13 protein-coding genes are annotated in these 19284 nt (G+C 73.4%); 8 read left to right on the top strand and 5 right to left on the bottom strand.

The window, feature by feature from the left end; genetic code table 11:
* The first annotated feature begins 10 nt into the window (after positions 1-10).
* The 7 genes from CCN39_RS31790 to CCN39_RS31760 all read left to right on the top strand — a co-directional run bounded on the left by CCN39_RS31790 (position 11) and on the right by CCN39_RS31760 (position 10219).
* Positions 11-5512 carry a type I polyketide synthase gene (locus CCN39_RS31790; protein WP_086848274.1) on the top strand — a complete coding sequence of 1834 codons (5502 nt, stop codon included), beginning with the start codon at positions 11-13 and terminating at the stop codon, positions 5510-5512.
* Positions 5513-5544: 32 nt separating this feature from the next.
* Positions 5545-6387 (top strand): 3-hydroxyacyl-CoA dehydrogenase family protein, encoded by an 843-nt coding sequence (locus CCN39_RS31785; protein ID WP_086848272.1) that lies wholly within the window; start codon positions 5545-5547, stop codon positions 6385-6387.
* A gap of 29 nt (positions 6388-6416) precedes the next feature.
* The gene (locus CCN39_RS31780) at positions 6417-6668 is read left to right on the top strand and encodes an acyl carrier protein (protein ID WP_003066161.1); all 252 of its coding nucleotides are present in this window, start codon (positions 6417-6419) and stop codon (positions 6666-6668) included.
* A 3-nt stretch (positions 6669-6671) separates the two neighbouring features.
* Entirely contained in the window at positions 6672-7811 is a 1140-nt protein-coding gene (locus CCN39_RS31775; protein WP_086848270.1) for an acyl-CoA dehydrogenase family protein, read from the top strand.
* On the top strand, positions 7808-8872 hold the full coding sequence (locus CCN39_RS31770) for an HAD-IIIC family phosphatase (RefSeq protein WP_086848268.1): 1065 nt from the start codon (positions 7808-7810) through the stop codon (positions 8870-8872). Before CCN39_RS31775 ends, CCN39_RS31770 begins: the two co-directional genes overlap by 4 nt.
* The gene (locus CCN39_RS31765) at positions 8869-9615 is read left to right on the top strand and encodes a thioesterase II family protein (RefSeq protein WP_086848267.1); all 747 of its coding nucleotides are present in this window, start codon (positions 8869-8871) and stop codon (positions 9613-9615) included. Before CCN39_RS31770 ends, CCN39_RS31765 begins: the two co-directional genes overlap by 4 nt.
* 85 nt (positions 9616-9700) lie before the next feature.
* On the top strand, positions 9701-10219 hold the full coding sequence (locus CCN39_RS31760; protein ID WP_086848265.1) for a hypothetical protein: 519 nt from the start codon (positions 9701-9703) through the stop codon (positions 10217-10219).
* A gap of 1336 nt (positions 10220-11555) precedes the next feature.
* On the opposite strand, the gene CCN39_RS51275 is transcribed toward CCN39_RS31760, so the two are convergent.
* The 5 genes from CCN39_RS51275 to CCN39_RS31730 all read right to left on the bottom strand — a co-directional run bounded on the left by CCN39_RS51275 (position 11556) and on the right by CCN39_RS31730 (position 18038).
* The gene (locus tag CCN39_RS51275; protein WP_086848264.1) at positions 11556-14552 is read right to left on the bottom strand and encodes a beta-ketoacyl synthase N-terminal-like domain-containing protein; all 2997 of its coding nucleotides are present in this window, start codon (positions 14550-14552) and stop codon (positions 11556-11558) included.
* A gap of 18 nt (positions 14553-14570) precedes the next feature.
* Positions 14571-15332, bottom strand: a complete 762-nt coding sequence (locus CCN39_RS31745) for an ABC transporter permease (RefSeq protein WP_086848262.1) — start codon at positions 15330-15332, stop codon at positions 14571-14573.
* A complete protein-coding gene (locus CCN39_RS31740; protein ID WP_086848261.1) occupies positions 15316-16155 on the bottom strand; it encodes an ABC transporter ATP-binding protein in 840 nt (279 codons plus the stop codon). The genes CCN39_RS31745 and CCN39_RS31740 overlap by 17 nt, the downstream gene beginning before the upstream one ends.
* Before the next feature lie 88 nt (positions 16156-16243).
* Positions 16244-17776, bottom strand: a complete 1533-nt coding sequence (locus CCN39_RS31735; RefSeq protein ID WP_244211082.1) for an acyl-CoA ligase (AMP-forming), exosortase A system-associated — start codon at positions 17774-17776, stop codon at positions 16244-16246.
* Positions 17769-18038, bottom strand: a complete 270-nt coding sequence (locus CCN39_RS31730) for a phosphopantetheine-binding protein (protein ID WP_086848258.1) — start codon at positions 18036-18038, stop codon at positions 17769-17771. Before CCN39_RS31730 ends, CCN39_RS31735 begins: the two co-directional genes overlap by 8 nt.
* A gap of 245 nt (positions 18039-18283) precedes the next feature.
* On the opposite strand from CCN39_RS31730, the gene CCN39_RS31725 reads away from it, so the two are divergent.
* Positions 18284-19267 (top strand): LuxR C-terminal-related transcriptional regulator, encoded by a 984-nt coding sequence (locus CCN39_RS31725; RefSeq protein ID WP_086848257.1) that lies wholly within the window; start codon positions 18284-18286, stop codon positions 19265-19267.
* Positions 19268-19284 lie beyond the last annotated feature (17 nt).

Below are 19284 nucleotides of genomic sequence, written 5' to 3'. Positions count from 1 at the left end.
GGGCGCCGACGTGCACACCCCTCGCGTCGACATCGGCGATCCCGCCGCGGTGCGGGCGCTGCTCACCGAACGCTTCGACGGCATCGTCCACGCCGCCGCGGACTCCGATCCCGCCGGATTCCGGCCGCTGTCCGAAGTGGACGAGGCGGGGATCGCCCGGCACTTCGCCGCCAAGGTCGGCGGGGCACGGGTGCTGGCCGCGGCGCTCGACGGACTCCCGGAAGCAGACCGTCCCGAGTGGACACTCCTCTTCTCGTCCACCTCGGCGCTCCTCGGCGGGGTCACCTTCGGCAGCTACGCCGCCGCCAACGCGGCCCTGCTCGCCGAAGCCCACGGCCGTCCCGGGTGGGTCGCCGCCGCCTGGGACACCTGGCCCGGCACCCTGGAACGGCTCGACCCGCGGCTCGGCGCCTCCATGGCCAAGCACGCCATGACCCGCGCCCAGGCCCTGACGGCGTTCGACCGGCTCACCGCGCACGCCGGCCCGGCCGTGGTCGTCGCCGCAGGCGGCATCGAAGAGCGCCTCCCCGGCGCCCGGAAGGTCACCACCACCACCACCACCGCCGACCGGTTCCCCCGGCCCGACCTGCCCCAGCCCTACACCCCGCCGATGACCGCCACCGAACGCGGGCTCGCCGAGGTCTGGTCGTCCGTGCTGGGCGTCGAACCCGTCGGCACCCGGGACAACTTCTTCGACCTCAACGGCAACTCGCTGCTCGCCCTGCAGATGCTCGCCCTGGTCAAGGACCGCTTCGGCGTCGCCATCCCCACCGTCACGCTGTTCGAGCTGCCCACCGTCCAGGCACTCGCCGCCACCCTCGACGACCAGGCACCGGCCCAGGTCACGGCGCCGGTCGTGACCATCGCCGACGACGACGAGCTGGACCGGCACATCGCCATCGTCGGCATGGCCGGCCGGTTCCCCGGCGCGGGCACGGTCGACGAGTTCTGGCGCAACCTCTGCGACGGCGTCGAGTCGATCACCTTCTTCAGCCCCGACGAGCTCATCGCCGCCGGCGTCGACCCGGCCCAGGTCCGCGACCCCGCCTACGTGCCGGCGCGGCCGGTGCTCGACGACGTCACCGGCTTCGACGCCGCGTTCTTCGGCCTCAGCCCGCGCATGGCCGCGCTGACCGATCCCCAGCAGCGGCTGTTCCTGGAGGTCTGCTGGGAAGCCCTGGAGCAGGCCGGGTACGCAAAGCCCGGCGAACGCGGCCGGGTCGGGGTGTTCGGCGGCTGCAACCTCTCGACGTACCTGCTCGGCATCGCCGGGCAGTTCACCTCCGACGCCGACGCCAGCATCTACGAGCTGGTGATGGGCAACGACAAGGACGCGCTCACCACCACCGTGTCCTACCTGTTCGACCTGCGCGGCCCGAGCATGGCGGTGCAGACGTTCTGCTCGACGTCGCTGGTCGCCGTGCACACGGCGATGCGCAGCATCCGGGCGGGCGACTGCGAGATGGCGCTCGCGGGCGGCGTCTCGGTCCGCGTGCCCGACCGGATCGGGCACCTGCACTCCCCCGGTGGCCAGGAGTCGCCGGACGGGCACGTGCGCACCTTCGACGCCCAGGCCCACGGCAGCATGTTCGGCGACGGCGCCACCGTCGTCGTGCTGAAGAAGCTCGGCGCGGCCCTGCGCGACGGCGACCACATCTGGTCGGTGATCCGCGGCTCGGCGATGAACAACGACGGCGCCCTCAAGGTCGGCTACACCGCGCCGAGCGTCGGCGGGCAGTCACGGGTCATCGCCGACGCGATGGCCGACGCCCGCGTCGCCGCCGAAGACGTCGGATACGTCGAGGCCCACGGCACCGCGACCGAGCTGGGCGACCCGATCGAGGTCGCCGCGCTGACCCGCGCGTTCGGCGACACCGCCGAGAAGCAGTACTGCGCCCTGGGTTCGGTGAAGCCGAACGTCGGGCACCTCGACCGCGCCGCGGGCACGGCCGGGTTGATCAAGGCGTCGCTGGTCGTCCGCGAGGGCCTGATCCCGCCGACGCTGCACTACACCGCGCCGAACCCGGAAATCGACTTCGCGCACAGCCCGTTCCGGGTGGCCGCCGAGCTCGCGCCGTGGCACCCCGGCGGCGGCCGCCCGCGGATCGCCGGGCTCAACTCGCTGGGCATGGGAGGCACCAACGTGCACGTCGTCGTCGAACAGCCGCCCGACCGGCCCGCGCCGCCTCCGGGCGACCCGGACACCGAACGCCGCTACCAGGTGCTGCCGGTCTCGGCCCGCACCGCCGAGGCCGCGGACACGGCCGCCCGGCGGCTCGGCGAGCACCTCGGCGGCACCCCGGACGCGCGGCTGGCCGACGTCGCCTTCACGCTCCAGGAGGGGCGCAAGACGTTCGAGCACCGGCGGGTGGCCGTGGCGTCCGATGTGGACAGTGCGGCCGCCGCGCTGACCGGCGCGCCCGCGACCCGGGTGGAGCCGGTGCAGGGCCGGCCGGTGGCGTTCCTCTTCGCCGGCGTCGGCGAGCAGTACCCGGGCCTGGTGGGCGAGCTCTACCGGCGTGAGCCGGTCTTCCGCGCCCACCTCGACGACTGCCTCGGGCACCTCGACGGCGACCTCGTCACCGGCGAGCGCGGCGGCGGGCCGAGCCTGGCCGCGCTGCTCGGCCGCACCGGCGACGAGGACCCGCGCGCCGAGAAGCTGCAGCGCACCGAACTGGCGCAGCCGCTGATGTTCGCCGTGGACTACGCGCTGGCCCGGACGCTCGTGGACTGGGGGCTGCGGCCCGCCGCGATGCTCGGCTACAGCCTCGGCGAGTACGTCGCCGCCTGCCTGGCCGGGGTGCTCTCGCTCGAGGACGCCCTGGCGCTGGTCACCCGGCGCGCGGAGCTGATCGCCGCCCTGCCGGGCGGCTCGATGGCCGCGGTACCGCTGTCCGCCACCGACCTGGAAGCCCGGTTCGGCCTCGCCGCGCGCCACCTCGACATCGCCGCCGTGAACGGGCCGGAGCTGGTCGTGGTGGCCGGGGAGAGCGGGGCCGTCGACCAGCTCGCGCAGGACCTGCGGGCCGCCGACGTCCCGTGCCGTCCGCTGCGGACCAGCCACGCCTTCCACTCGCGGATGCTGGCCCCCGCCGCGGCCGAGCTGACCGCGTGGATCGCCGCGAACGTCACGCTCAACGCGCCCGAGCTGCCCTACCTGTCCGACGTCACCGGCGGCCACGCGACCGCCGAGCTGGTCACCGACCCCGGGTACTGGGCACGGCACATGTGCGAGACCGTGCGGTTCGCCGACGCCGCCACCGAACTGCTGGCCGACGAGCACCTGGCCGTCGTCGAGATCGGCCCCGGCCCGTCGCTCGGCGCGCTGCTGCGCGGCCTGAGCCCGGCGACCCGCTGGCCGCTGATCACCGCCACGCTGCCCGCCGCCGACGACCCGCGGCCGGCCGACGAGGTGCTCACCGACGGCCTCGCCCGGCTGTGGCTGCTCGGCGCGGACCTGGACTGGTCCGCCTACCACGGCCGTGGCACGGCGACGCCGGTCTACCGCGGGTCCGCCCCGGGCCGGGTGCCGCTGCCGACCTACCCCTTCCAGCGGCAGCGCTACTGGATCGAGGCGGCCCCCGCCGCGGGTGCCACCCGGATCGAAACGCCCGCGGAGGGCCCGCTGGAAGAGTTCGACCGGATCCCGCTGCTGCCGGAGGAGCAGTGGATCAACCTGCCCACCTGGCGCCAGACCTCGGCCGCGCCCGCCGCGCCGCAGCCCGCGTCCTGGCTCGTGTTCGCCCGTCCCGGCCTCGCCGAGGACGTCCTCGACGGGATCCGCCGCACCGGCGACCCGGTGACCGTGGTCCGGCCGGGCGCGGGGTACCGGCCGGGCCCGGACGCCACCGTCCGCCCCGGCGACGTCGACGACCTGCTGAAGCTGCTGCGCGACCTCAAGCGCGGCGGTACCCGGCTCGACCGGGTCGTCCACCTGTGGAACCTCGACGACGGCGACGCCCTCGCCCTCGGCCTGCACACGCTCGTCGCGCTGGCCCGCGCCGCCGGCGAGCTGGGCCTCGGCGGCTGGACGCTCGACCTCGCCGCCACCGGCACCCAGCGCGTCCTGCACGACGGCGAGCTCCGGCCCGACGCGGCCACGCTCACCGGGCCGAACCTGGTCATCCCGATGGAATACCCCGGTGTGCAGACGCGGCTGATCGACGTCGACGCGGCCGCCGGTGCCGCCGCGGTGCTCGCCGAACTGCACCGGCCCGCCCCCGGCCGCACGGTCGCGCTGCGCGGGGCACGGCGCTGGCTGCCCGGCTACGAAGTCCTGGCGCCGCAGCCGATCGAGCAGGCGAAGGACGTCCTGCGCGAGCACGGCGTCTACCTGATCACCGGCGGCCTCGGCGGGATCGGGCTGGCGATGGCCGAGCGGCTGGCCCGCGACAGCCACGCGAAACTGGTGCTGTTCGGCCGCCGCGGCCTGCCGCCGCGCGAGCGCTGGGCCGGGATCGCCGACGGTACCGACGAGGTGCCCGGCACGATCCGCGACCGCGTCGGCCGCGTCCTGGCGATCGAGGCGCTCGGCGGTGAAGTGGTGGTCGTCGAAGGCGACGTCGCCGAGGAGGCCGACGTGCGGCGCGCGGTCGCCGTCGCGGTCGGGCGGTTCGGGGCGCTGCACGGCATCCTGCACACCGCGGGCGTGCCGGGCACCGGGCTGATGCAGTTCAAGGAGCCCGGCGACGCCGACCAGGTCCTCGCCCCGAAGCTGCCCGGCTCCCGGGCGCTCAGCGCGGCCACCGCCGGCCTGGAGCTCGACTTCGTCGCGCTGTTCTCCTCGATCACGTCGGTCACCGGCGGTGGTCCCGGCCAGGTCGACTACTGCGCGGGCAACGCGTGGCTCGACGCCTACGCCGCCTGCCACGGCGGCCGCACGGTGTCGATCTCGTGGGGCGAGTGGACGTGGAACGCCTGGGACGAGGGGCTTTCCGGGTACGAGGAGGACATCCAGACCTACTTCCGCGAGCACCGCGCCAAGTTCGGCATCGACTTCGACCAGGGCTGGCGCACGCTGCTGCGGGCGCTGGCCTCGGGCGAACCGCACGTCGTCGTGTCCACACAGGACCTTCCGGCCGTGACGAACGTGGCCGCTCGGTTCAGCGTCGACGCGGTCACCTCGGCCGCGCACGGCGGCTCGACGGCCGACCGGCACCCGCGGCCGGAGCTGGTCACGCCGTTCCAGGAGCCCGAGGGCGACGCCGAACGCGCGGTGGCCGAGGCGTGGTGCGACGCGCTGCGCCTGGACCGGGTCGGCGCGTCGGACAACTTCTTCGAGCTCGGCGGCACGTCCCTGCTCGGCATCTCGCTGCTGGCGACGCTGCGCACCGCGTTCCCGGACGCGGAACTGCCGCCGCACATCATCCACGAGGCCCCGACCGTCGCCGCGCTCGCGAAGATCGCCGCCGGCGGCCCGGAGGCCCCCGAACCCGCACCCGGCAGCCAGGCGCAGGGACAGCTGCGCCGCTCCGGCATCAAGGCCGCGGCCGCCCGACGGCGCCGGGCCTGACCCAGAAGTCCTTCCAGAGAAAGGGAACAGTCATGGCAGTCACGGGAGTGGTGGGCGCCGGTGTCATGGGCATCGGCGTCGCCCAGGACTTCGCCGCCGCCGGTCACGAGGTCGTGCTGGTCGACAAGGACGAGCGGATCCTCGAAGAGGCGCGCGCCGCGATCACGCGCAACTGCCGGCTCAGCCGGCTCATGGGCGGCCCCGCGCTCGACGCGGACGACATCCTCGCCCGGATCACCACCGCGGTCGGCCTGGCCGCGCTGGACAAGACCGAGATCCTCGTCGAGAACGTGACCGAGGACTGGGACGTCAAGGCCGCCGTGCACGCCGAGCTCGACGAGGTCTGCGGCCCGGACACGGTGATCATCGCCAACACCTCCGCCGTCCCGATCACCCGCATCGCGTCGGTCGGGAAGAACCCGGGCCGCGTCATCGGCGTGCACTTCATGAACCCGGTGCCGCAGAAGCCCGTGGTGGAGCTGATCCCGGGCTTCCACACCACGCCGGAGACGATCCTGCGCACCCGCGAGCTGCTGACCAGCATCGGGAAGCGCTGGGTCGACGTGAAGGACGCGTCGGGCTTCGTGTCCAACCGCGTGCTGATGCTGACCGTCAACGAGGCCGCCTACCTGGTGCACGAGGGCGTCGCCACCGCCGAGTCGGTGGACGAGGTGTTCCGCGGCTGCTTCGGCCACCCGATGGGCCCGCTGGAAACGGCCGACCTGATCGGCGTCGACACGATCCTCTACAGCGTCGAGGTGCTCTACGAGCACTACGCCGACTCCAAGTACCGCCCGTGCCCGCTGCTCAAGCAGATGACCGACGCCGGCCTGCACGGCCGCAAGTCCGGCCGCGGCTTCTACACCTACAGCTGATTCCCCCGCAAACCGAAGGAGACGACACCATGTCCGAGACCACCGGCGACATCCTCGCCTTCATCACCGGCCGCTTCCCGCAGGCCGAGATCACCGCGACCGAGGACATCTTCTCGCTCGGCTACATCAACTCCCTGTTCGCCATGGAGCTGGTGATGCACCTGGAGAAGACCTTCGCCGTCACCATCCCGAACGAGGAGCTGCGGATCGACAACTTCCGCACCGCGGCGGCGATGACCGAGCTGGTCGGCCGCCTGCGCCCGGCCGCGACGGTGGGCTGAGCCGTGCCGGAGGTACTCACCGCGGTCCGCGCGCCCGGCCGCGAGGCCGCGCGGACCTTCGTGGACGAGCACGTCGTCCCCTTCGCCGACGCGTGGGACAAGGCCGGGCGCATCCCCGAGGACCTCCTCGACGGGATCGCCGAGGCCGGGCTGTGGGCGCCGTTCCTGCCGCCCGCGCTCGGCGGCTCCGGCACCGGCATGGTCACCCTCGGCGAAATCCACGAGGAGGTCGGCCGCGGCTGCTCGTCGGTCCGCAGCCTGCTGACCGTGCACACCATGCTCTCCTGGGCGTTGCTGCGCTTCGGCACCGAGGCGCAGCAGCACCGGTGGGGGCCGGAGCTGGCGAGCGGGCGCGTCCTGGGCGCGTTCTGCCTGTCGGAGCCCGGCGCGGGCAGCGACACGGCCGCGATCACCACCACCGCCACCCCCGACGGCGACGGCTGGCGGCTCGACGGCCTCAAGAAGTGGACCACCAACGGGCAGCGCGCCGACCTGTTCCTGGTCTTCGCGAAGGGCCCGGCCAGCACGATCGCGCTGCTGGTGCCGCGCGACGCGCCCGGCGTCACGGTCACCCCGATCGACGACATCCTCGGGACGCGGTCGTCGATGCTGGCCTCCATCGCCTTCGACGGCGTCCGGCTGGGTGCCGACGCCCTACTCGGGCCGAGCGGGTTCGCCTCCGGCATGGTCCTCACCGGCACGCTCGACCTCGGCCGCTACAGCGTGGCGGCCGGGTCGGTGGGCATCATCCAGGCGTGCGCCGACGCGTGCGCGGACTACACGAGCCGGCGCACCGTCGGCGGGCAGCCGCTCAAGGACCTGCCGCTGATCCAGGCGAAGCTGTCGGACATGGTCACCGACGTCCGCGCGGCCCGGCTGCTGCTGGCCGAGGCCGGCCGGCTCAAGGACCGGGGCGACTCGGCCACGATCATGGCCACCTGGGTGGCCAAGTACTTCGCCTCGGTCGCGGCCGCGAAGCACGCGTCGGAGGCCGTGCAGGTGCACGGCGCCAACGGCTGCAGCGGGGACTACCCCGTCGCCCGGTTCTACCGGGACTCGAAGGTCATGGAGATCATCGAGGGCAGCACCGAGATCCAGCGGATGACCATCGCCGCCGAGGCCTACCGGAAGCAGGTACCGTGACCAGTCTCATCGAACCGGCGACCGTCAAGCCGGTCCAGGGCAAGATCAAGTGCGTGGTGTGGGACCTCGACAACACCGTCTGGGACGGGGTCCTCCTGGAGGACGGCGACGTCCGGCTGCGGCCGTGGGTGGTCGAGCACGTCAAGCGCCTCGACGCGATGGGCGTGCTGCACTCGGTCGCCAGCAAGAACGACCACGAAGCCGCGATGGCGAAACTGCGCGAGTTCGGGCTGGACGAGTACTTCCTGTTCCCGCGCATTTCGTGGAACGCGAAGTCGGTGTCGATCGGCCAGCTCGCGCAGAAGCTCAACCTGGGGCTGGACGCGTTCGCGTTCGTCGACGACCAGGAGTTCGAGCGCGCCGAGGTGGCGTTCGCGCTGCCGCAGGTGACCACAGTGGACGTTCTCGACGCCGACGAGGTGTTGCGGCGCCCGGAGTTCGCGCCGAGGTTCGTCACCGACGAGTCGGCGCAGCGGCGCGGGATGTACTTCAGCCAGCTCGCGCGCGACGACGTCGAGGCGGACTTCGCCGGCACCGGCGAGGACTTCCTGGCCAGCCTGGACCTGCGGTTCACCATCGCGCCGGCCAAGCGGGAGGACCTGCAGCGAGCGGAGGAGCTGACGGTCCGCACCAACCAGCTCAACTCGACCGGCCGGACGTACTCCTACGACGAGCTGGACGCGCTGCGCTCGTCTCCCGAGCACGTGCTGCTGGTTGCGTCACTGACCGACAAGTTCGGCTCCTACGGCAAGATCGGCCTGGCGCTGCTGGAGAAGGGCTCGCCGGACTGGCGGCTCAACATGATGCTGATGTCGTGCCGGGTGATGTCGCGCGGGGTCGGGACGGTGCTGCTGGGCCACGTCATGGGCCTGGCCCGGGCCGCGGGCGCGGGGCTGCGCGCGGACTTCGTCGAGACCGGCCGGAACCGGATGATGCAGATCACGTACGCGTTCAGCGGGTTCCGCGAGGTCTCCCGCGACGGTGCGCACGTGGTGCTGGCGGCCGATCTGGCCGAGATCCAGGAGCCGCCCGGGTACGTGACGCTCGAGGTGGAGTCGTGACGACGGCGGTGGCGAGCCGCTGGCTGCCGTTCCCCGTGACGGCGGGGAACGTGCGGCTGTACTGCCTGCCGCACGCGGGCGGCTCGGCGTCGGCGTTCCGCTCGTGGATCGGCCGGCTGCCCGGGGTGACGGTGTGCCCGGTCCAGCCGCCGGGCCGCGAGACGCGGCAGCGGGACACGCCGTACACGTCGATGTCTTCGTACGTCGCCGATCTGGCGGACTCCGTGCTGTCGGCCGACTCGCCCTACGCGGTCTACGGCCACAGCCTGGGCGCGCTGGTCGGGTTCGAGCTGGTGCGGGAGATCGCCCGCCGCGGGGCCGTTCCGCCGGTGCACCTGGTGGTGTCGGGCTGCCCGGCCCCGCAGTGGCCGACCCCGGACGACCCGATCGTGGCGGGCATGGGCGACGCGGAGATCGTGGCGCTGCTGCGCACCTTGGGCGGGACACCGGAGGTGTTCCTGAACGACCCGCGCGTGCTGCGGCTCATCCTGCCGCCGATCCGGGCGGATCTGACGGTGAAGAACACTTACGCGTACACCTCCGGAGCACCCCTCGACCTCCCGGTGACGGCGCTGGCGAGCACCTCGGACGTGCGCGCGAGTGTCGATTCGGTGCTGGCCTGGCGGGAGCAGACGGTCCGGCCGTTCCGCGGGCACGTCCTGGAGGGCGGGCACTTCGCGGTGCTGGAGCAGGAAGACGTCACCCTGGCCCACCTGGCCGCCGCTCTCCGTCCCTGGTCGTAGCGCCCCCTGAACGTGGTGGGCCCGCCGCCAATACCCCTGGCGACGGGCCCATCACCCGTGCGCGACCGCACTATCATCCTCGCTCATGAACTGGGTCACGCCCCTCGCCACGCTGATCGGCGCTGTCGTCGGTGTGGGTTCGGCACTCCTTGTCGAGAGGTTCCGCTGGACCCGTGACCGGGAGAAGGACCGGGCCCAGCAGCGCCGGGAGGTCTACATCGAGTTCCTCATGGCGTTGAGCCAGAGTCATTCGAGCATGCGATCGACCGTGCTCCAAGCGGGCGACGACCCCGAGTCCAGGCGGTACCTGGCCCTTCACGAAGCGTTCGACGGATCCGGATTGTGGCGTTTCCGGCAGAGCCTCTCCCTCACCGCACCCGCCGATATCATCAAGCTGGCCGTCGATACTTGCGACGCGCTGGCTGCGGTGAGGGACACACTCGTAGCCACCCCGGACATCCGAAGCGACGCCTACGTGCGAGCGCGGGAAGATCTCTGGCGGACCAACGCCGAGCTGCGCGAGTCGATGCGCAAGGATCTGGGGATGGACGGCCCGCCCGATCCCGAGGTCGCCCGCTACCGCGAGCTCGAAGGCCGCAGCTGACAGAGAGCCCCGTCCCCATCCCGGGAAGGGCCCGGTCGGTTCGCTCACGAATGCAGCACGGCGATGCGGACCGAACCGGCGGAGCAGACGGTGCGCCGTTCCGCGGGCACGTGCTCGGTGGCAGGCACTTCGCGGTGCCGGAGCAGGAGGATCTGCTCCGGCCCACCCGGCCGCAGCGCTTTGCCCTTGGCGGCGGGCCCATCACCGAACCCCGCACCTCCGCGCGGCTCGAACGTGACCTTCCGCTGGCAAGGTTCCCGCTCGTGAGAAAACTCGGGGGAATTCTGGCGCTGTCGCTGACCGCACTCGTGGCGTGCGACCCAGGCCCCTGTCGCCCGGTGATCCGGTCGGCGCGCTGGGTTTCGTCGTGCGACCCGGCGCGATCCAGTACCCGGCACCGGAGGAGTCGGCCTACGAAGGACCGATGACGCTGGTGCCGGCCGGCGACTGCGTGCTCGGCTTCGTCAGCTATTCGAGGGCCAACGGCGGCCGCTTCCCGGCGACCTGGCTGGGCGCGGACGGCTGCACCCGGCTCGCGCTCGACCGGGTACCGGACGGCGGGCCGGAGCAGGCCGCCACCGCCTTCACCGCCACCGCCGCCGTACCGGGACCGGACGGATCCGTGATCGGGCTCGGCCCGTGGTTCACCCGGCGGGACCGCTCCGGCGCGGTCGTCCGGCTCTTCCAGCCGGAGTCCGACCGGCGGGCGGTGGCGCTGGTCCGTGCGGGCCGGCACCTGGTCGGCGTCGGTGTCCGTGAAACTCCCGGCAACAGTCCCCAGCCGGTCGCGTGGGTGTCCGGCGACGAGGGGCGCACCGCACACGAGATCGGGTTGCCGCTGGACCGGCCGGGCTGCTGGGAGCCGACGGCGATCGCGGCCGAGGGTGACCGGGTCCTCGTGGCCGTCTTCGCCGGCGCGGGCATGCGGGTGTGGGCCTCCGGGGACGCGGGCGAAACGTGGACGCGGTCCGACGTCCTGGTGCGAGCGAGCGACCCCTCTGTCACCACGGTGCTGCGTACCGGCGGGAAGTGGCTGCTGGCCGGGGTTTCCGCGGCCGGCCCGCTGGTGGTGACCGGGGAACCCGGCGACTGGAAGCGTGGGACCGTCGACGAAGCGGGCCGGCCGGTGCTGATCGGAGAACGCCGTGAGCAGGTCCGGAACGGGTCGAGCCGATCCTGCTCGGTCGTCTGGACGCTCGATGCCGGTGGTTGGCAGCGGGGCGATCTCGGGTGTCCGGGCAATCCGGTCAGCGCCGCGGCACGCCTCCCGGACGGTCGGGGTACTCCTGGCGAGCAGCCGAGCCCTCTGGATCCGGCCCTGAACCCGGTGCTCGGGTCAAACACGCAGTCCGGCGATGCGGGCGGCGAGCAACCGGACCGTCGGGAGCTCGACGACCGCCGTCGCCGGGAGGTTCCAGTGGGCCGCGATGCGGACCGCTCCTGCCGAGCGGCCGCCCAGGTCGAAGAAGTTGTCGTCCGCGCCGACCTCCTGGTAGCCCAGTGCCACCGCCCAGCGGGCCGCCACCTCCTGCTCGAGGCCCGGCTCCGGCTCCACGAACGGCGTGCCCAGCGCCGGCCGCGGCCGGACCGCACCCGATAGCCGAACAGACTCGGAGCGGGAGACCGGCCGGGCAAGGGGAACTCCGGAAAACACCACCTCGGTCAGATGGTCGGCGGCAGCCACCGCGGCGAGCACCTCCGGCGCGGGGTCCGAAGCCGATACCACCGTCGTCCACTGCCCGCGGCCGGCAAGCCGCGCCACGCGAGCTTCGGCGGCCAGCACGCGACCGGCCGGATCCGGGCGGACGACGAGGATCCCCCGCCTGCCACCCAGGTCCGGCACGTCGTGGTGCACCTCGGCTTCGGCGTGCCCAGCCGGCTCCCACTGCTCGTGATGCGGCCGCCACGACTGGTCACCACGCACCGCCAGCGGGGACTCCGCGTGCAGCACCGCCGCCAGGACCTGGTCGACCGCAGCGTCCGCACCCACGTCCACGTGCCGCGGGGTCAGCGCCGTGAGCGCCGCGTGCGCAGGCGTGGTCAAGTCGGGCCCCAGGACACCCACGGCACCGGAAGTCAGCGTCACCATCCCGGGCCACAACCGGGCCGCCACCTCGACCTCCCCCGGTGAGCCACCCAGTGCGAAGCCGTGCACGACCGTCCGCGGGACCACGACCAGCGACCGCAGCAGCGACGGCAGGCCGCCCGGCCCCACGACGAAGTCACCGGTGTCCAGGAACGCGAACTCGGGACCCGGGCGCACGGTGGTCACTTCGGCCCCCGCCAGGGTGATACGGGCAGCCAGCGCCTCGCCGACCGGATCAGAGGCGAACACCAGCCACGGTCCCGCCGCCCGCACCCGGTTCTCCAGGCCGGTCACAGGCTGCGGGTCGAGCCGCCACGAAGGCACGTGGGCAACCGGACGCGGAGCAAGAACCGCATCGACCCAGAATCGCTTGCGCTGGAACGGGTACGGCGGCAGCTCCACCCGGCGCCCCGCACCGCGGTGCAAGGCCGGCCAGTCCACGGTGCAGCCCGCGAGCCACAGCCGGGCCACCGCGGAAAGGAGCCACTCGTCAGCCGAACCGCCGTCGACGGAAAGCGTCTCGGTGGCGCTCTCGTCCAGCCGGACACCCAGCCGGGTCAGCCCGGCCGTCAACGCCGACAGCGCCCCCTCGCGGGTGGCGGGCGGCGCGGGTACCCCGGCCCCGGCCAGCAGGCGGTGGGCCGCCGCGGCCGTCGGCGCCCAGCCGGAGCCGGTGCCCGCGACCAGGCGGACCCGCGGGTCGCGGCGGCGGGTCTCGCCGTCGATCCACCGGGCGGGGTCGGCCAGGGCCGTCACCGCGTCCGGGAGGTCGCGGACCACCACCGCCCGGCGGAGCGCGAAGTGGCCCCGCGACACCTGCAGCGTGAAAGCGACGTCGCCGAGGTCGAGGTCCGGGTGCGAAACCAGGTGGGCACGCAGCCGCGCCGTCACCTCGTCGAGGGCGGCAGGATCTCCGGCGGAAAAGGTCAGCAACCCGGGGCCGCTCGAACGCCGGGGTTCCCGCACCGGCGGCTGCTCGAGGACGACGTGCGCGTTCGTCCCCCCGACGCCGAACGAGCTGACCCCCGCCCGCCGCGGCGTTCCGTCCGCGGGCCAGGGGACGTCGGCGGGCAGCACGGTGAACCGGTCCCCGAGCGCGGGATTCGGCTTGCGGAAACCCCGAGTACCCGGCAGCACGCCGTCACGCAGGTTCAGCGCCGCCCGGATCAGCGACGTGACGCCGGACGCGCGGTCGAGGTGCCCGATGCTCGGCTTGACCGAGCTGAGCACGCACGGCGCCGCGCGTCCCGGCCCGAAGACCCGGTTGAGCGCGGCCAGCTCGATCGAGTCGCCCAGCGGCGTGCCGACGGCGTGGCACTCGACGTACCCCACCGTCTCGGGCTTCACCCCGGCCACGGCCAGCGCGGTGTCGACCACCGCTGCCTGCCCGGCCACCCCGGGAGCGGGGTAGCCGGCGCGGTCGCGGCCGTCGTTGTTGACCGCCGAACCGAGGATCACCGCGTGCACGACGTCGCCGTCGGCGAGGGCGTCCTCCAGGCGTTTCAGCGCGACGACCGCCGCCCCGGAGCCCATCACCGTGCCGTTCGCGGCCGCGTCGAGGGCCCGCACCCGGCCGTCGGGCGAGAGGATGCCGCCCTCTTCGAAGCAGTGCCCGCCGGTTTGGGGCAGCGGCAGCGCCGCACCCCCGGCCAGGGCCAGGTCGCACTCGTAGGTCAGCAGGCTCTGGCAGGCCAGGTGCACCGCGACCAGCGACGTCGAGCAGTACGTCTGCACGGTGATCGCCGGGCCGCGCAGGCCCAGCTTGTACGACACGAGCGAGGTGAGCGAGTCGCGTTCCACGCCCGCGGACAGCAGGGGCTTGCCGCCCGGTTCCGCGGCGAGGCCGGCGACGTTGCGGGTCAGGTAGTCGGGGAACGCGCAGCCGGCGAACAGCCCGACGGGCACGCCGGGGTCGGTCGGCCGGTAGCCGGCCCGTTCCAGGGCTTCCCACGAGCACTCCAGCAGGAGCCGGTGGTGCGGTTCCAGGGTTTTCGCCTCGCGCGCGGAAAGCCCGAAGGCGGCGGCGTCGAACGTCTCGACACCGCCGGCGACGGGGCCGCCGACACGGACGTGGCCCGGGGTGGCCGGGTCCACGCCCGCGGCGGCGAGCTCCGCGTCGGTCAGTTCGCGCAGGCCGGGGGTCCCGGCCGCGAGGTTGCGGCGCAGCTGCTCGACGTCGGCGGCGCCCGGGAACCGCCCCGCCATCCCGACGAGCGCCACGGCCGATTCGTGTGCCGGTTCCGTCATGGCCGGTCCTTTCTCCAGTCAGAGCAGGTGGCTGCGGCCCCAGCCGTGGGCGAGCCGGTAGGTGGCGAACGCCCCGGTGACGAGCCCGATCCCGAGCACGATCAGCGCCGGGCGCAGCATGGCCTCGGCGTGGCCGGCCATGGCCGAGCGGATCAGCGACAACCCCCAGTACCCCGGGGAGAACGGCGCGATCGCCTGCGCCCACGACGGCATCAGCGACACCGGCAGCAGCGAGCCGCCGAGCGAGCTGATGGTGATCGCGCCGAGGTCGACGGCGACGATCAGGTCGCCGCGGCTGCGGACCACAGTGGACAGTGCCGCCCCCATGGCCAGCAGCATGAAGCCCCACAGGCACATCGCCACGAACACCAGGCCGGGCGACACCGGGAACGGCATCCCGACGACGAGCCAGCCGTACACGATGAGCACGCCCTGCTGGATCAGCAGCACGACGAACACCGGGACCGCCTTGCCGATCAGCAGTTCCGCGCGGGCGGCCCGGCTGGCGCGCAGCCGGTCCCAGGTGCGCCACTCGCGTTCGACGAAGATCGCGTTGCCCACGATCGCCATCGCGAACACCGAGAACATCACCAGCTGCCCGGTCACGGCTTCGACCGCGCCGCTGCCCAGCGCCTTCACGTACAGCGGCTGGAACAGGACCATGAAGATCATCGGCGTGATCAGGTAGCTGATCAGCTGCGACGGGTCGCGCAGGCGCAGGGTCGCGTTGTAGCGGATGAGGGCGCCGGCCCGGTAGAAGGAGTCAGTGCGCGTCGACATCGGTCACCGCCAGGGAGTGGTAGAGGTCGTCCAGGCTGGGGTTGCGCAGCTCGACGGACTCGACCGGCCGGGTCACCGTGGGCAGCAGCTCCAGCAGCGTGCCCGTCGGGTCGGTGGTCGAGACGGTCAGCTGCTCGTCGGCGGTGCGCACGCGGACCTCGCCGGGCAGGCCCGACAGCAGCTCGTCCGCGCCGCCGCGCGCGATCACCCGGCCTTCGGCGGCCACCGCGATCGTGGCCTGCAGGTCGGTCAGTTCGGTCAGGTAGTGGGTGGTGTAGACCACTGCGGCTCCCTCGCCTGCTCGTTGCTTGACCACGTCGAGCAGCGCCTGACGGGTCTCGGGGTCGGCACCGGCGGTCGGCTCGTCGAGCAGCAGCAGCGCCGGCCGGTGCACCAGCGCGGTCGCGGCCTGCGCCCGCCGCTGCTGGCCACCCGAGAGCAGGCCGCAGGTGCGGTTCAGGAAGCCCTCCAGCCGCAGCGCGGCGGTGAGGTCGTCGATCGCCGAGCGCAGCGCGGCCCGGCGCAGGCCGGCCAGGCGGCCGTAGAGCTCCAGGTGCTCGCGCACGGTCAGCGGGCGGTAGAGCGCGATGTGCTGCGGGGAGATGCCGATGCGGTCGCGGGCCCGCGTCGGCGACTCGCCGTCGACGAGCACCGTGCCGCTGTCCGGGCGCAGCAGCCCGGACACCATTTCGACGAAGGTGGTCTTGCCGGCGCCGTTGTGGCCGACCAGCCCGACGATCTCGCCCGCGGCGACCTCGAGGCTGAAGCCGTCGAGGGCCTGCACTTCGTCATAGCGTTTCCGGAGGTCGATTGCTTGCAACATAGGGATCGCTCCTTGCGATTCGCGGCCTTGGCAATGTCGCACGGGGACCGCGGGCAGCGGCCGCTCCCGCGGTGGCAGGAAACTGCCGTCATTCGGTGCCGGCGGGCACCGCGGTCACCGTCTCGCGCAGCGTGACGCGGTCGAACTTGCCGTTGACCGACCGGGGCAGCTTCGGCAGCACCTCGATCCGCCGCGGCAGCATGTACGCGGGCAGTTCCTTCGCCAGCGCGCGGGAAATCGCCTCGGCGTCGCCCTCGGGCGCGACCGCCAGCACGATCCGGTGGCCCAGCGCGGGATCCGGCACGCCGAACGCGGCCGCCTCCCCCACCAGGCCGGTCGCGTAGGCGGCTTCTTCGACCTCGGCGGGGCTGACGCGGTAGCCCGACGTCTTGATCATCTCGTCGGTGCGGCCGACGAAGTAGAGGAACCCGTCCTCGTCGCGGTAGACGGTGTCGCCCGACCACACGGCGATCTCCGGCCGCACCAGGCCGTCCGGGCCCGGTACCGGGCGGAACCGCTCCGCGGTGCGGCCGGGGTCGTTCCAGTAGCCGAGCGCCACGAGCGCGCCGCGGTGCACCAGCTCGCCGTGCTCGCCCGGCAGGCAGGATGAGCCGTCGGGGCGCAGCACGAGGACTTCGGCGTTCGGGATGGCCTTCCCGATCGAGCCGGGACGGCGGTCCGCCTCCGCCGGGTCGAGGTAGGTGGAGCGGAACGCCTCGGTGAGGCCGTACATCAGGAACGGTTGCGCCTTCGGGAAGATCTCGCGCAGCCGCGTCAGCGTCGCGCGCGGCATGCGGCCGCCGGTGTTGGCGAAGTACCGCAGCCGCGCGGTCGCCTCCGCGGGCCACTCCTGGGTCACCAGCTGCAGCCACAACGGCGGCACGCAGGTGAGCGCGGTGACGCCGTGGCGGGCGCAGAGCCGCACGATTTCCTTGGGCAGCAGGTAGTTCACGAGCACGACGTGCGCGCCGGCGGCGAACGCGGTGGTGAGCTGGCTGAACCCCGCGTCGAAACTCAGCGGCAGGGCGGCGAGCACGACGTCCTCGCGCGTGTGGCCGAGGTATTCGGCGACGCTCGCGGCGCCGGCGAGCAGGTTGCGGTGGGAGAGCACGACCCCTTTGGGACCGCCGGTGCTGCCGGAGGTGTACATGATGGCGGCCGGGTCCTGGTCGATCACGGCGCCGGGCACCGCGCGCGGCTCGGCCGCGGTCAGCGCGTCCCACGCCGGCTGCCCGAACACCACGACCGGGGTCGGCTCAGGCACCGCCTCGCGGACCGTCGCCGCCCGCTCGGCGGTCGTGAGCACCACCTTCGGGGTGCAGTCGGTGGCGACGTGAGCGAGGTGGCGGGCCTTGAACAGCGGGTTCAGCGGCACCAGGACCGCACCGGCGGCCGCGGCGGCGAACAGCGCGACGACGGTTTCCAGGCGCTTCTCCGCGTACACCGCCACCCGGTCGCCGCGGCGCACGCCGAGCCGGTGCAGGCCGTGGGCCACGCGCGCGACCTGGTCGCCGAGCTCGGCGTAGGTCAGCGTGCGGTCCTTGTAGGTCAGTGCCGGATCGCCGGGTGCACCGCGGCCGAGCAGCTGGTCGAGCCGCACCGGGGCGGCTGCCTCAGACATCGGCGGGCTCCGGGGCGACGAACTCCGCGACGGCGGCCCACAGGCTGCCCGCGGTGGCGAACGTGTCCTCGGTGAGCAGTTCGTCCGGCAGCTCGAACCCGAAGGTCTCCTCCAGGTCGGTGACGAGCTGCACGACGCCCATCGAGTCGAGCCCGAGCGCGGCGAGGTCGTCGTCCTCGGCGAGCCGGTCCCCGAGCGCGTACGGCAGGTGCGCGATCAGGATTTCGAGGAACCCCGGCGGGATGGGGAGTGTGTCAGGCATGGCGTCACCCTGTTTCGCTTTCGGCGGTCAACCGTGTCCCCCCGAGGACACCACCGCCCGGAATCACCCGGCCATCACCGCGCTCTCATCCCGCCACTGCCGGGCGAGAGCGGTGTGAGAGCGCCCCGAGAAGACCGGCTGCGACGGTGGACGCAGTAGCAACCGCGGCTTCGCCACGGGCCGGGGGCTCCGTCACCCGGAACTCCCGAAACCCCATAGCAGCCGAATTCCGCCTTGGAGGCACGATGTCGACGGCCACACTCCCGCCGCTCGGGGCGTTCTCCGTGCCCGAGCCCGACCCCGACGCCGAGCTGTACCGCTACGCGGCACGCTGCGGCCGGATCTCGTCCGTGGACACCGCCGCGGCGCACCTCGGCCTGCCCGCCGACACGGTCCAGGCGGCCGCGGCGCGGCTGGTGGAGCTGCAGCTGCTGCGGGCGGTCGCCGACGGCTTCGTCCCCCGCGAGCCCTCGGCCGCCGCGGAGCTGGTCGTGACGCCGCTGGAACGCGCGATGTACGAACGGCGCGAAATGGCCGACCGCCTGCGCGAGCGCATCGACGGCATCACCCGCGCCCCGGCCGGCGCCGCGGGCACGCTCGACCGCCTCGAGGGCGTCGCCGAGATCCGCGGCCTGATCAAGCTGGCGGCCGAGGTCTGCCGCGACGAGCTGGTGGTCCTCCACCCGGGCGAAGCGGCCGACGACCTGGTCGACGAGCTGCTGGACGCGTGCTACTCGGTACTGGGCGACGGCGTCGGCGTCCGGGTCGTGTGCCCGCACCGCAGCCGCGCGGGGTACGCGGCCCGGGCCCGGCTGACGCAGCTCGCGGGCCGCGGGGCGAACATCCGTACGCTGAGCCGGGTGCCCGAGGCGGCGGTGGTGTTCGACCGTTCCCTGGCGGTGACGCTGGACGTCGCCGACCTTTCCGCCCGCCGCGTGCGCGACCAGGGCATGGTGCGCTTCCTGCTGGGGCTGTTCGACCAGCTGTGGGACGGCGCGACGCCGTTCGCGGCCGACGAGCAGGGGTACAGCGGCGAGATCGCGCACGACCTGCAGCAGACGATCGCGCGGCTGATGGCCCAGGGCCTGACCGACGAGGTCGTGGCGCGGCGGCTCGGGATGTCGGTGCGCACGTGCCGCCGTCACATCGCCGCGATGCTCCAGAACCTCGATGCGGTGTCGCGGTTCCAGGCCGGAGTGCAGGCGGCTGCCCGCTTCACGCTCGCCTGAGCACCGGCACCACCTCG

This window comes from Amycolatopsis kentuckyensis (assembly GCF_002155975.1).
In the GTDB taxonomy this organism is placed as follows: domain Bacteria; phylum Actinomycetota; class Actinomycetes; order Mycobacteriales; family Pseudonocardiaceae; genus Amycolatopsis; species Amycolatopsis kentuckyensis.
This window is presented reverse-complemented; position numbering and strand designations above follow the sequence as displayed.